The sequence below is a fragment of the Christensenella sp. genome (assembly GCF_034927525.1).
Taxonomy (GTDB): domain Bacteria; phylum Bacillota; class Clostridia; order Christensenellales; family Christensenellaceae; genus Christensenella.
In genome coordinates this window covers 1-13920 of record NZ_JAYFPU010000174.1, presented here as the reverse complement: position 1 = coordinate 13920, position 13920 = coordinate 1, and the positions used below count along the sequence as shown (strand labels likewise).

General features: G+C 51.6%; 16 protein-coding genes. 5 read left to right on the top strand and 11 right to left on the bottom strand.

Going from position 1 to position 13920, the window contains the following annotated elements:
- Positions 1–228: TlpA disulfide reductase family protein (locus tag VB081_RS07135; protein ID WP_323400135.1), on the top strand; the 228-nt coding region annotated here is incomplete at its 5' end.
- 95 nt (positions 229–323) lie between these two features.
- Here VB081_RS07135 and VB081_RS07130 read toward each other — a convergent pair.
- From VB081_RS07130 to VB081_RS07105, 6 genes are all read right to left on the bottom strand, one after another.
- Positions 324–1226, bottom strand: coding sequence for an ROK family protein (locus tag VB081_RS07130; protein WP_323400134.1), 903 nt, complete (start codon positions 1224–1226; stop codon positions 324–326).
- On the bottom strand, positions 1223–1672 hold the full coding sequence (locus VB081_RS07125; RefSeq protein WP_323400133.1) for a YhcH/YjgK/YiaL family protein: 450 nt from the start codon (positions 1670–1672) through the stop codon (positions 1223–1225). The genes VB081_RS07130 and VB081_RS07125 overlap by 4 nt, the downstream gene beginning before the upstream one ends.
- Positions 1673–1674: 2 nt before the next feature.
- Entirely contained in the window at positions 1675–3216 is a 1542-nt protein-coding gene (locus VB081_RS07120) for a sodium:solute symporter (RefSeq protein ID WP_323400132.1), read from the bottom strand.
- Positions 3217–3236: 20 nt separating this feature from the next.
- A complete protein-coding gene (locus VB081_RS07115; protein ID WP_090305660.1) occupies positions 3237–4106 on the bottom strand; it encodes an N-acetylneuraminate lyase in 870 nt (289 codons plus the stop codon).
- A 68-nt stretch (positions 4107–4174) separates the two neighbouring features.
- A complete protein-coding gene (locus VB081_RS07110; RefSeq protein ID WP_090305662.1) occupies positions 4175–4873 on the bottom strand; it encodes an N-acetylmannosamine-6-phosphate 2-epimerase in 699 nt (232 codons plus the stop codon).
- A 166-nt stretch (positions 4874–5039) separates the two neighbouring features.
- Entirely contained in the window at positions 5040–5861 is an 822-nt protein-coding gene (locus VB081_RS07105) for a MurR/RpiR family transcriptional regulator (protein WP_323400131.1), read from the bottom strand.
- A 169-nt stretch (positions 5862–6030) separates the two neighbouring features.
- On the opposite strand from VB081_RS07105, the gene nagB reads away from it, so the two are divergent.
- Positions 6031–6777: a glucosamine-6-phosphate deaminase gene (gene nagB / locus VB081_RS07100; protein ID WP_323400130.1), complete on the top strand. Its 747-nt coding sequence runs from the start codon at positions 6031–6033 to the stop codon at positions 6775–6777.
- A complete protein-coding gene (gene nagA / locus VB081_RS07095; RefSeq protein WP_323400129.1) occupies positions 6767–7891 on the top strand; it encodes an N-acetylglucosamine-6-phosphate deacetylase in 1125 nt (374 codons plus the stop codon). The genes nagB and nagA overlap by 11 nt, the downstream gene beginning before the upstream one ends.
- An 87-nt stretch (positions 7892–7978) precedes the next feature.
- On the opposite strand, the gene VB081_RS07090 is transcribed toward nagA, so the two are convergent.
- The 4 genes from VB081_RS07090 to VB081_RS07075 all read right to left on the bottom strand — a co-directional run bounded on the left by VB081_RS07090 (position 7979) and on the right by VB081_RS07075 (position 10791).
- Positions 7979–8311: a CGGC domain-containing protein gene (locus VB081_RS07090; RefSeq protein ID WP_323400128.1), complete on the bottom strand. Its 333-nt coding sequence runs from the start codon at positions 8309–8311 to the stop codon at positions 7979–7981.
- Between the two features lie 94 nt (positions 8312–8405).
- Positions 8406–9140, bottom strand: coding sequence for an ABC transporter permease (locus VB081_RS07085; RefSeq protein WP_323400127.1), 735 nt, complete (start codon positions 9138–9140; stop codon positions 8406–8408).
- 2 nt (positions 9141–9142) lie between these two features.
- Positions 9143–9880, bottom strand: coding sequence for an ABC transporter permease (locus VB081_RS07080; RefSeq protein WP_323400136.1), 738 nt, complete (start codon positions 9878–9880; stop codon positions 9143–9145).
- Positions 9880–10791 carry an ABC transporter ATP-binding protein gene (locus tag VB081_RS07075; protein ID WP_090305676.1) on the bottom strand — a complete coding sequence of 304 codons (912 nt, stop codon included), beginning with the start codon at positions 10789–10791 and terminating at the stop codon, positions 9880–9882. The genes VB081_RS07080 and VB081_RS07075 overlap by 1 nt, the downstream gene beginning before the upstream one ends.
- Positions 10792–10953: 162 nt before the next feature.
- Here VB081_RS07075 and VB081_RS07070 point away from each other — a divergent pair, with 162 nt between their 5' ends.
- Both VB081_RS07070 and VB081_RS07065 read left to right on the top strand, forming a co-directional pair.
- A complete protein-coding gene (locus tag VB081_RS07070) occupies positions 10954–11652 on the top strand; it encodes a response regulator transcription factor (protein WP_090305678.1) in 699 nt (232 codons plus the stop codon).
- The gene (locus VB081_RS07065; RefSeq protein ID WP_323400126.1) at positions 11645–12895 is read left to right on the top strand and encodes a sensor histidine kinase; all 1251 of its coding nucleotides are present in this window, start codon (positions 11645–11647) and stop codon (positions 12893–12895) included. Before VB081_RS07070 ends, VB081_RS07065 begins: the two co-directional genes overlap by 8 nt.
- Here the strand turns inward: VB081_RS07065 and VB081_RS07060 are convergent.
- Positions 12819–13589, bottom strand: coding sequence for a CpsB/CapC family capsule biosynthesis tyrosine phosphatase (locus VB081_RS07060; protein WP_323400125.1), 771 nt, complete (start codon positions 13587–13589; stop codon positions 12819–12821). The two genes, VB081_RS07065 and VB081_RS07060, sit on opposite strands and share 77 nt — an antisense overlap.
- Between the last annotated feature and the right edge of the window lie 331 nt (positions 13590–13920).

The following is a 13920-nucleotide window of genomic DNA, read 5'->3' as shown; positions in this document are numbered from 1 at the left end:
GCGGGGGACATCAAGTCTTTCCTCTCGGATAATGGTTATACCTTCCCGGTGGTCATGGATGAAGGGGGGACCGCCGCCACCATCCCCTATGGCATCAGCGCCTATCCCACCACCTATATGATCGACTCCCAGGGGAATATCTACGGCTATGTCAGCAGCGCCCTGACCATGGATATTATGGAGAGCATCGTGACGCAAACCCAGACTGGTGCCCCCCAGGCACAATAACACAAAAAATTCCATCAATACACCGCATGTAAAAAAGAGGGGATATCCTGTAATGGGTACCCTCTCTTTTTACATCTCCGTATAGTGAAGCCTTTTTATCCTTCGCTCGATTCTTTTAACTGACGCAGAAGCACCATCAGCGCACCGAGCATACCCGCATCATTGCCGTGCTGTGCCAGGGCGATCTGGGTTTGATCAAACACCACCGGGATGATCCGTTTGGATAAAGCCGACTGAATGCGGGGTTCCATATAATCCCGCTGCTCCATAATACCACCACCAAGGATGACCATCTCTGGATTAAGGAGATAGACCATGTTGGCCAAACCATCTGCCAGGATATCCACCATTTCATCAATGGCGATGATGCAATCCTTGGCCCCTGCCCGGGCTTCTTCAAAAATTTGGAAGCCATTGATGGAGGAGGGTGAGATCCCCCGCCCTTCGGCAATTTTTTTAACCAGCTGACTGGTGGATGCTAAATCCTGATAAACCCCACCAGGTACCCGGAGATAACCAACCTCGCAGGCACTGTTACTAAAGCCATGGAATATCTCGCCACCACAGATGAAAGATCCCCCAATGCCTGTTCCCACGGTGATGCATAGACAGCTTTGGGCACTTCGGCCTGCCCCGAGGTTGGCTTCAGCCAACCCCATGCAATTCACATCATTTTCAACGATACAGGGGAGATCGAAAACGTTCTCCACAGGTGCCTTCAGCTTTGTCCCGGTGTAACCCGGCATGACCTCTGAGGCATAAATAATCTGGCCGGCTTTTGGGTCGACAATCCCAGTCGTGGAAATGGCAATCCCCTCAATTTCTGTTTGGGCCTGCCAATCCTTTATAATGGTGAAAACCTGCTCTAACACACCGGGCTCTGGTCCTGCCGCACTATGGGTCGGCACCTTCTTTTTAGCCATACACTTAAAATCCTCGGAGAATAGTCCGTGCTTAATGGCCGTCCCTCCAATATCAATACAGAGATAGGGTTTCATATCCGTACCTTGAAAATCGCTTTCTTAATGACCTGGGGATCCAACACGCAGACCCCAGGCTTATGCCCATCCTCTGGATAGCAAATCAGAAAATCTCCGGGCATCAGGGATATGCCACATTGTGCCGTCCCTGTGAGAGGGAGGTTATCGGCATCCGGGTCGAAGGTCCCCTGATCCATCTTTGAAATAAAGGCCATTTCAATGGTTTCTGTCCCATCCAGCATCACATGGATATCCAGATACTTCCGGTGGGCTTCCCAGCTGCGGTCTTGGGATGTGCCCGTTTCATAGGAGACAATATTGACAAAGATATCCTGATCCTCAATGGGGTAGGAGCCTAAGGCCAGAGCCTTTAAATCCGTTTCCCGGCAATAATCAAAACATCTCTGAATGGCTTTGTCTAAAAAGCCATACGGATGAGCCCCGTCAAGTTGTCCAAAGATCATAATTATTCACCTGCCTTTTCCTCATCAAGGGCAATATTCTTTCCCTTGTGATGAAAAATAGTGGTTCGGACATCGCAGATTTGTTGTTCAGGAACCAATTTCCGGTGGATCAAGCTTGCCACATAACCCACGATGAGGGAGACCAAAATAGAGATAATGGAGTAAGACCAGATGGATACGCCCGCTCCGCTGTATTTTAGGAAAACCACCAGGATGGCAGAAACTGCAAAGGCAACATAGGCCCCCACATTGGTGGCTTTTTTGGTGAACGCGCCAAGGACGAAGGTGCCGCCCAGAACCCCTAATACCAACCCCATAAAGCCATTGAACCATTCGTAGGCCGATTTAATTTCCCCGTTGGCCAGGATAATCGCCACAACAATGGACAGAACACCCACTCCCAGGGTAATAAATTGAGCAATGCGGGTCTGGGTTTTAAAGCTCAGGGATTTCTTGGAAACCATGGTCTGGATATCCAGGGTCCAGCTGGTAGCCACAGAGTTCAGCCCCGTTGACAATGTGGACTGGGATGCGGCATAAATGGCAGCCAGCAGAATTCCGGTAATCCCCACCGGCAGCTGATAAGCAATAAAGGAGCCAAAGATCTGGTCCTGCTGGGCCGTCTGAGCCAGGCTTGGATTCTGACCATAAAAAACATAAAGGCCGGTTCCGATTAAGTAAAATACCGTGGCAATAAAGATAGACAGCGCCCCATTGGTCAGCATCATCTTATTCAGTTTTTTAACATCCGTGGTGGTCGTAAACCGCTGGACAATATCCTGGCTGGACACATAGGATGAGAAGGTATTGAAGCCTGCCCCAATTAAGATAATCAGAATGCTGTCCTTCCAAATCTGGGGATCGATAAGGGCCTGGGTATCCGATAGGAATTTCCCATTAGCCAAGGTGGTTGCAATGGCACCCATCCCGCCGTCAATACTGGCAACCAGGTAAATAAGGGAGAAAACAACTCCTACAATCAGCACACATCCCTGGATAAAGTCAGTCCATAGCACGGATTTAATCCCGCCAGCATAGGAGTAAATAATGGCGACAACCCCCATGAGCACAATCAAGATATTCACATCCACGTGAATGAGATTCGACAGCACCATGGATGGCAGGTACATAATGATGGACATCCGACCCACCTGGTAAATAATAAACATAATGGCCCCGAGGATGCGCAGTCCCTTGCTGTTAAAGCGAAGCTGCAAATACTCATAAGCCGTATCGATATCCAGGCGGCTGTACATGGGCAGGAAGAATCGAATGGTCACCGGGATGGCAATAAGCATCCCCAGTTGGGCAAACCATAAAATCCATGTCCCTGCATAGGAATTCCCCACAAGGGAGAGGAAGGAAATAGGACTTAACAGCGTGGCGAAGATAGACACTGAGGTGACCCACCAGGGAATGGTGCCATCCCCTCTGAAAAACTCCTTCCCCTCCATATCCTTCTTGGCAAAGGCCAGCCCGATAATGAGCACCGCTGCCAAATACACAATGAGAATGATCAAATCGATCATTGTAAAACCTTGCATAATAATTCCCCCACTTTCCCTTATTTAATATAGGTGTTGTAAATTTCCACCGCTTTGGCCCGGGTTTCCTCAGTGGCACTGGCCATGGGTTTCCTGCAATACCCCGCATGGACACCCTGTTCTTCCAGGATACACTTAATGGTGGGATACAGGCCATTGTCCAGAACTGCGGCAATGAGATCATTGGTCACATGCTGAATGGCACGGGCTTCATCAATCTTACCTGCCTTAGCCAGCTCGAAGATCTGTCTTGCCCGAATCCCATTAATATTGAAGGTAGAACCAATGGCACCATCCACATCCAGAACCGCAGCAGACAGCATCATCTCATCAAAGCCAGCAAAGATCAGCTTATCCGGGAAGGCCTTGCGCATCCGTTCCAACAGGAAGAAATCGGCGGCGGTAAACTTCACACCAATAATCTTGGGGTTCTCAAAGAGCTCTGCAAATTGTTCCACACTCATGTCCACACCGGTCAGGAAGGGAATGGAGTAGATGATCAGCTCATTATCCACGCCCTCCATAATCATATTGTAGTATTCCTTGATTTCCGCAAAGCTAAACTTATAGTAAAAAGGGGTAACCGCTGAGATGGCATCATACCCCAGCTTGGTGGCGTACTTCGCCAGCTCCATGGATTCATAAACATTGATGGACCCTACCTGGGCAATGAGCTTGACCTGATCCCCAGCTTCATCCTTGGCGATATCAAAAATTTCTTTCTTTTCTTCGGTTGAAAGCATAAAGTTTTCACCCGTGCTCCCCCCGACATATAGACCATCGATTTTCATCACATCAATATTGTGCCGAACGATTTCCCGGATTCCCTGGGCGTTAATCTTGCCTTGTTCATCAAAAGAAGCTAATAATGCAGAATAAATACCTTTCATAATAAAACTCTCCTATATTTCTTTATTGCTCAAAGCCACAGTCGGCTTAAAAAAACGAAAAAATAATCTCAGTCCCGGTTTTCAATACGTTCTGAAAACCGCTTTGCAATGAGCTGTGGTCTGGTAATGATGGACCCCACCACCACACTATAGCACCCTAAATCGAGCACCCGCACGGCTTTATCCGTGGTATCGATATTTCCCTCGGCAATCACCGGGTGGCTGACGTGTTCTAAGATTTCCCGGATGATTTTAAAATCATCCGCCTCAATGCGATCCCCAATACTCTGGGCGGTATACCCCACCAGGGTTGTCCCGATAAAATCGAAACCCAAACCATCAGCAACGACCGCTTCGTCTACCGTGGCACAATCAGCCATGAATAGCTGATTGGGGTAGCGCTGCTTCACTTCTTTAAAAAATGTTTCCAAATCCAATCCACCCGGTCGTTGGTTGACCGTAGCATCCATGGCGATAATCTCCGCCCCGGCTGCCACCAAGACATCCACCTCGGTCATGGTTGGTGTAATATACACCGGACTATCCGGGTAATCTTTTTTGACAATCCCAATAACGGGCAGTGTCACATTTTTTTTAATTTCTTCGATATCCTCAGGTGTGTTGGCCCGAATACCATAGGCCCCGCCTTCCGCAGCCGCCAGGGCCATTCTTCCCATAATAAAAGAAGAATGCAGCGGTTCGTTGGGCAACGCCTGACAGGAGACAATCAAATGTCCCTTTATGTTTAAACTGTCTTCTTGACTCATTTCAATGCTCTCCATCTCTGTTTGATTTCTGTTGCACTCAGTATAGCGAAGTTTGTTTTTAATTTCAATATTTCGGTTCATTATAGAAAGAACTTTCAGCCCAGTTAAGAAACCGTCACATACAAAAAAGCCAGCGCATTTGCACTGACTTTCAATTCAATTTTTTTCAATCTGCCAATTTCTTCAAAGCTCCGACGGTCTCTGTGTGCAGAGCGGTTTTATTTGTAAAATCGGTATTTAAAAAGAACGCATAAAAAATATCGACCATAATTTGAATGGGAAACTGGGGAGAGATAATGCTCCCTCCTTCTAAATTTTTAGTGAGGGCAATGGGTAAAAGCTCATCGCAGTACTGATGCTGTCCTGAAGCGGCATTTCCTGTAATCAATACGGTTTTGGCTCCATGGGCTTTGGCTGCCTTTAAAGAGCTGAGCACCTCCTGGGTTTTTCCTTTGATGCTGATTCCGATGACCAGCGTCCGCTCATTCACCAGAACAGAATTCATTTTCATAATATGGGAATCGACGATGGCCTCCACATCCAGACCAAGACGCATAAAACGCATTTTCAGCTCCTGGGCCGCCAAACCTGAACTCCCCATGCCATAAACAAAGACCCGGGGGCTTTTGCTTAAGCGCAGGGCGATGCGGCGCATCTGGTTTTCATCCACCAGGGCATAGCTTTTATTCAGGAGTTCCTGATAGGTATTGAGAACCCCCTTGGTCAAATCATCAATGGTTTTCTCATTTTTTGTAAAGGTACTGTCGTAGTGATATAGAAATTCCCGATACCCTTTAAAACCACATTTTTTAGCAAAGCGGGATAGGGACGCCTCTGAAACAAAGAGATGGGCGGCAATACTCTTGGCTGAAAAATCCATTTCTTCATTATTATGGATGAAGAAATCCGCAATATTGCGTTCCACTGCGGTCATCTCTCCATAGGCCTTTTCGATCACCGGAACCACTGTTTTTTTGTAATCCTTCATGTGTACACCTCAATCCATGACTCTTGGTTCCATCATAACAAATTTTCTCCCTTCTTTCACCTTTTTTCTTAGCCCAGCCTGAAAGTTCTTTCTGTATTACTAAAACAATTGAAAAGCCCCCTCTTCTTCGCTATGCTATAGGAAACTGTTATCCATGAAGGGAGCTATTATGGAATTTTATCGTGCAGAAAATTATAAAACCCTCAGCCGCAAGGCTGCTAATATTGTATCCGCCCAGGTCATTATGAAACCGAACTGTATCCTCGGTCTGGCCACAGGATCTACCCCCATCGGTCTTTATGAACATCTGGTGGAGTGGTATAATAAGGGCGATTTGGATTTTTCCAGGGTAAAGTCCATCAATTTGGATGAATACAAGGGGCTGAAGGGTGATCATCCCCAGAGTTACCGCTATTTCATGGACACCCATTTATTTAATCATATTAATATTGACAAAACCAATACCCAACTGCCCAATGGCATGGCCACTGACGATGCCGCGGAATGCCGTCGGTATAACGCCCTTCTCCATGAATCCGGCGGGATCGATTTGCAAATCCTGGGTTTGGGGCAGAATGGCCATATTGGTTTTAATGAACCCGGTGAATCCTTTGAACGGGAAACCCATTGTGTGGCCTTAACCGAGAGTACCATCGCCGCCAATGCCCGGTATTTTGACACCATAGAAGCTATGCCAAAATACGCCTTCACCCTGGGAATCAAGGCGATCATGCAGGCCAAACGCATTCTGCTGGTGGTCAGTGGTGCCACCAAAGCGGAAGCCCTGTATCAAAGCTTGTACGGCCCCATCACCCCCCAGGTCCCGGCTTCCATCCTCCAGCTTCATTCCGGCTTGATGGTTGTTGCCGATGAAGCCGCCATGACCGTTATTGACCGAGTCCACCATGATCATTAAAAACGCAGCGGTCTTCACCCCCGATAGCCGCTTTAAACAGCAGGACCTGGTCATCGATGGGCCAATCATTGCCACTGGCCCGGGGACAAAATCCCATCCCGTACTGGATGCCCAGGGACTTTATGCCATCCCTGGACTCATTGACCTTCACCTTCACGGCGCCATGGATGCAGATTTTTGTGATGGCACCCCAGAATCTTTAGCGACCATTGCCCAGTACGAGGCCCAAAACGGCATCACCGCTTTTACTCCGGCATCCATGACCTTGCCCGAAGCCCAGCTGTCGGATATTTTCTCCAACGCCAGGGACCACAAGCCTAAGTCCGGTGCCATGCTCCTGGGCATCAATATGGAGGGCCCCTTTCTCTCCAAGGAAAAAAAGGGCGCCCAAAACGCCGATTACCTCCAAGTGCCAAACCGAAAAATGTTTGAACGCCTCATGGCAGCATCTGGCCGGAGTATCCGTTTAATGACCATCGCCCCGGAGCTGCCCGGAGCCATGGATTTCATCCATCACACCGCAGGTCAAACCGTCCTGGCCCTTGGCCACACCACGGCGGATTACGACACGGCCCGGACGGCCTTCGAGGTGGGAGCCTGCCACGTGACCCATCTCTTCAATGCCATGCCACCCTTTGGCCATCGGGAAACCGGTGTGGTTGGCGCCGCCTTTGATCAGCCGGATGCCACGGTGGAGCTGATCTCGGACGGCATTCACATCGATCCCTCCATGGTCCGAGCGGCCTTTAAGCTCTTCGGCCCAGATCGGGTGATCCTCATTAGCGACACCATGCGGGCTGCCGGACTGGCCGATGGAGATTACAGCCTGGGGGGACAGCCTGTCAAGGTTGTTAACGGACGGGCCACCCTTTCGAGCGGCACCATTGCCGGCTCCACCACCAACCTCATGGATTGCCTCCGCCAGGCTGTATCCTTCGGTATTCCCCTGGAAACAGCCGTCCAGGCGGCCACCTTAAACCCCGCCCGCCGAATTGGTGAGACCCAGCTTGGGAAGCTTGCCCCAGGCTGTCTGGCCAATGTGGTCCTCTTGGATCGGGAGTTAAACATCGTCAATGTCATGATTAAGGGAGAGGTCTATCCCCACAGCGCATGATGCCGCAGCCTCATCCCTTTGCCCTATTTTAAACCAAAATACCCTCTGGTTTTGAAAACCGAAGGGTATTTTTTTAGTTGGATAACCTCAGTGGGTATGGTCCAAAAATCGGACGGATTCTCCCAAATCCGCCTGGACCACATCCTTCATCTTTTTCGCAAAGGGACAGGGGTACCCAATGGGCATGCCCTTTTGGATACAAGAGGCAAAGGCGATGGTATCTGCCCCCCGTTTTACCAGCTCCCGGGCCCGCAGCACGGTCTTTTTCCCAGGGCAGCCCCCACAATTAATAAAGCCAATGATTTCAATTTCCTCGGTTACCCCCGCAAAAGCTCCTTGTCTTTCCCGGATCACTGCAAAATCTCTTGTCCCCGGACAATAATCTTCTGTCTGTGCACACCGTATAATCCCTAATTTCATGCTGTCCCTCCATTTTTTATTTTCATTAAACGTGTTCCTATCTTCCTTACAAAAGAAGGGATATTATTCTATCATAAATCCATTTAGGATTCATTTACTCCGACCGCACATCCCATACTCTGGCACCGCCCAGGGCAATAGCCCCTGGAATCAGAGTAAAGACAAGGCACAGCAGGACAAAAGGGGCCACCGCCAGCTCCAGATTGGGATTATTGGCCCGCATTCCCAGACTGAGCAAAGCCCAGGGCCAGTACAGGCCAAAGCCCTTGGCCGTGATGTACAGCCCCACAATTCCCCCGAAGAGACCTATGGCCACCGGCACTGCAAAGATACCGATCACCATGGCAATAAACTCCTCCCAGGCACAAATGGCCACCATGCCCAGAAATCCGAAAAACAGCCAACCCGGCAGCTCTGGTGGTAAATCCCCCAGGGGCAGACCGATGAGGACACCACCAACAATATAAAAAAGCCCTACTATAACCGCCGTTCCCAGAGCGATCACCCCCGCCCAGCACAGCTTCGCCCACCAGATGGCCCCCAGTCCAAGGGGCGCCGCCATAATCTGGTTCCAGCTGTGGTCGGTATGCTCTAACCGCCACTGCCAGGCACACAGTACCCCCAGGGCCGCCGGAAGAAACACTGCACAGGAAAAAAGGGTGTGCTGGGTCCACAGGCTCACCCAGCCCTGGGTGAGGACCGCCACATTCGCCTGGTAGTTAACGGTCCCCATGAAGGCGGAGAGCACCAACATCACCACAAAGGCCAGCCACACCGGACTGCGCCGAAACTTAACCCCTTCAGCCATAAAAGCCTGTTTAAATCCCATTTTTAAACCTCCTGTCGGACAAAGATCGCCCGGAATCCACCAAAGATGGCAAGGAACCATAGTCCCAGCAGAGCCAGGCCCAGATAATCGTAGCTCGCCCAATAATAGCGGATCACACGGGTTGCCGGATTCCAATCCATTCCCACCACGGCCAGCACGCCGTAATAGCCCCAGGGCAAAAGCTTTTGGATCGCCTGGGGAAAATACAGGGAGAAGAGACCGATGAAGCTACCCACTACTCCCACCGCCAGGGGAATCATCTGGTTGGCAAAGACCATAGATAGGCCGTATTGTAGGCTGTAGATGGTCAGGCTTACCACCAGCACCGATGCGCTGTAACCAAACAGGGGGCCAAGGGGTACTGGCCGGGGAAAGCCTAAAAGTAGGCCCATCACCAGAAGGAACAGGGTTTGCAGGACAACCACGAGGAGTACGTGCACCCCGCCGCACAGCCACTTGGCATCGTAGATGGCCCCAGGCTTTGCGGTGGTCGAAAGCCACTTAAAGGTCTGTCCCTTGTGCTCCGCCTCACACAGACGGCTGGCCACCAGGGCCAGGGTAAGGGGCAGGAATAGCGCATCCAAAATGGGAACGGTGTAGATTACATCCATCCAGCCATTAATGGGATCCATCCGGGCCATATCAAAACCAAAGTAAAAGAGAATGGCGAAAAGAAAGCCTCCCTCCACCAGAAAGAGATGACGCCGCCGGCTTTTATAAAATTCCAGGGTGAACAGCATCACAGACTCACCGCCCCTCCGGTAATGCGCAGGAAGATATCCTCTAAGCTGCTCTGGCGTTCCTCTATGCGCAAAAGGCCGATGCCCTTGGCCACCAGGATCTGGCTCAGCCGGGCCACATTGTCGTCCCTTAGGCGATTGAGCAGCAGGTAGTCCTCAGACCGTTGCCAGGCCACCTTTGCCGCCGTCAGAAGCTCCCCGGCGGCGTGGTTGTCCGTGGTACGAATGGCCAATGCCTGCTGGCTAAGGGCGTGGAGGGCAGAGAGTTTGTCCTCAAAAATCAGCTGTCCCTCGTTAATGACTCCCACCACATCGGCCATTTGATCGATTTCCGACAGCAAATGGCTGGAAATCAGAACCGTCATGCCGTAGCGTATCGGCAGGCTGATAATCAGCTCCCGGATTTCCTGGATGCCTGCGGGGTCTAAGCCATTGGTGGGCTCGTCTAAAATCAGCAGTTTGGGCCGCCCCAGAATGGCGATGGCCAGACCCAGGCGCTGCTTCATGCCCAGGCTGTATTCCCGCACCCGGCGATCCTTGGCCTCGGACAGGCGCACGGCCCCCAGGGCCTCATCAATTTCTGCCATTCCCAGCCCCCGCATCCGGGCGGCCACCACCATATTCTCAAGACCCGTCAAATGCCCATAGTAGCTGGGACTTTCAATTAAACTGCCCACATCCCGGAGGAGGGACAGTCTGTTTTTCCCATCCATGGGCTGCCCAAAGAGGGTCACCCCGCCATCGCTGGGGTGGATGAGTCCCAATATCATTTTAAGGGTAGTTGTCTTTCCCGCCCCATTGGGACCCAAGAAACCATAGACCTTTTTCTCCGGAACATGGAGGCTTAAGTCACACACCCGGTCTACCTTACCGTAGCGCTTGCGTAAATCCTGGGTTTGTACAATATCCATCGGCGTACCTCTTTCTTTTTTCGTTTCCTCAATTCTACCACCTCCGGCTTACGCCTCCATGACGGCATCCTGACATTTACATTAAAAAAGGCCCTGACATCTTGGTCTAAAGGGGCCTGTGGATTATAATAGATTTATGTTAACGAATTGGAGGGACGGTAAATGGGACGAAAGATATTACTGGTAGACGATGAGCCCGCCTTGGGGCAGATGGTGGCTAAGCACCTCGTCCAGGCCGGTTATGAGGTGGACACCGCCACCTGCTGTGCCCAGGCCCTGGATATTTTTAACGCTGCCGCCCCGGACGCCGTGCTCTTAGATATCATGCTCCCCGACGGCGATGGTTTTTCCCTCTTTGGTGCCCTGCGCCGTGTGCGGCCAGACCTGCCGGTGCTCTTCCTCTCCGCCCGGGACGAGGATGCCGCCCGGCTGAAGGGCCTGGGTTTGGGGGCTGACGACTATATTACCAAGCCTTTTCTGTTAAAGGAGCTGGAGCTGCGCATCGCCGCCGTCTTTCGCCGGGTGTACGGGTCCGACACTGGCCATCACCTGAGACTGGAGAATATCCTGGTGGATTTTGACAGCGCCACCATCACCCATGACGGTGGCCGTGAGGAACGCCTCACCGCCAAGGAGTATGCCCTTTTGAAAAAGCTGTGGGAGAACAGCGGCAAAATCGTCACCATCGATGCCCTCTGCGCCACCCTTTGGGAGGGGGAGCTCATCGGCTACGAAAACACCCTAATGGTCCACATCCGCCGCCTGCGCAAAAAAATCGAGGTGGACCCCTCCCATCCCACCCGACTCTTAACCGTCCGGGGGCTGGGCTATAAGCTTGTGGTGGAGGATCGTCATGATTAAACATCTACTCCGGGGAATCGGAATTTTTTCAGGGGCCCTCATCCTCTCCCTCGGGCTTTTTATGGTGGCCTTTCTTGGCCTGGCAGGCTACGCCGGCTATCTCACCCATCAGGACATGGGAGCTGCCGCAGTCCCCATCCGCCTTTTGTCCCAGGGACTCACCACCGATGCCGGCGGCTATACCCTGGCCCCGGAGTGTCAGGACCTGCTTTCAGAATACTCGGCCTGGGCCATTCTGATAAACGATGAGGGGGAGATTATCTGGTCCCAGAACAAGCCCGAGGATATCCCCGATCACTACACCCTATCGGATGTGGCCAGCTTTACCCACTGGTATCTGGGGGATTACCCCGTGACGGTGTGGAATCGGGCGGATGGCCTTCTAGTGGCTGGTAGCCCCCCGGGGATGCAGTGGAAATATAACCTCACCATCTCCATTGCCATTATGGAGCTGTTAAAGCGGGGAATTCCAACCTTTTTCTTCACCCTGCTCATCTCGGTCATCCTTCTGGTCATCCTCATTCTCCATTACGGGCAAAAAAAAAGAGACCGCGCACGATCTGGATGGATTGACGGCATCAGCCATGATATTCGCACACCCCTTGCCATCATCATGGGTAAGGCAGAGGCCCTCTCCACAGACTCTACCCTTTGTGGCCCGGTGGCCCAGGACGCTAATGCCATTCTGACGGCCAGCCAAAATGTCCGGGATCTGATTTCAGATTTAAACCTGACCATGCGCCTGGATTATGCCATGGAACCCTTGGGTCTGGAATCTGTGGCACCAGCCCCGCTTTTACGCGCCCTAGGTGCCGAAGTCCTCAATAGCGGCCTGGCTTCCTCCCTGGAAATCAACATCGCCGCTGAAGCCGAGAAGCTCATCCTCCGGGCGGATCCGTCACTGCTGCGCCGGGCGCTGCTCAACCTGATTCAAAACGCCCTTCGGCACGGGTCAGAAAACACTCTGACTCTGGGCCTGACCACCCGTAGACGCCAGGTGATCTTTACCGTGACCAACGCCTGGCCCGGCCTCACCCCTTCCCAGCTGGCCCAACTGGGTACTGCCCCACCAACCCGTGGGAAAAGCCCCGACGGTCTGGCACCCCACGGCACCGGCCTCACCCTTGTCCGCCGCATCGCCGCCGTACATAAGGGGCGGCTGGCCTTTACTTCACCGGAAGCGGGGCGGCTTCAGGCTGAACTGTGGATGCCATCCCGTCGATGGTACCATCCCTTTCCTTAAAGGGGCTTATTCCGAGCAGTCGTGCCGGAACCGTCGTCATCAACGCCTCAAATTTTTGCTCCCCCACAATGCTCCGGGCACGTTGTGCCAGCTCATCAAACTGGGTATAGGCCGATCCATCCCGGGCACCCGTGGCCAGGCAGTCAATCTCGCCCGCCTTTAGCAGCTGGATCAGGGTCTTTCGGGCGGCACTCCCATAATGATCCGCCAAGCTTAACAGGCTTCCCTGGGCCATCATTCCCAGGCGGCGGTAATGGGCCAGTTTTTCCGGGGAACGCTGGATGGCTTCGTAACGCTCTGGGTTGGCCAGCAGCGGGGTATAGCCCCGCTCCAAAAGCGATATCAGCACAGAATCATCCCCGGGCAGCTCCGTTAGAAAGACCTTTCCGGTCCCCAGAGGGCAGAAGGCGCTATCCCCGATACGGTTAAGTAGTGCATTATCAAATAGTATTTCATTTCCCGGGTGAAGGTGCAGATGCAGTCCAGCGGTATCCACCATCTCCTGCAACGTTCTCTGGACCGCTGCATTTTCTGCCACGTTTTGGGTATACCCCAAATGGGGCAGATAACAGACCGACAGCACAATATCCGTAAAGCCCAGGGCTGCGGCACTTTTCAAAATAGACAGGCTTTCTTTGGCGGTGGCGACGCAGCCATCGGCGCCGGGGAGAAAATGGGTGTGGAGATCAATCATAATGGAATTCTCTTCTCTATAAAGTATGGTTTTCTTTTCCATTATAATTTAGATTGATATTTATTTCCAGAAAATATTCTGCACTTCCTTCTCTGCTCAATATTCGTAAGACAAACGTAATCTCCTATTATTTTCTGCCTAGCTGAACTGTGATAACGCACCAAATACTTTTTTTAGGCCAAAATAGCTTTTGATATTGTCAATAATAGTTGACAGATTTCCCTCAAGGATTCAGCGACCTTATGCAACATCCTGTAAGGACTGGTAATATTGCTGCCTCTTTATTATAGGTGGCACTCCACCAATCGATGAGCAGATTCTTCTGTTATTC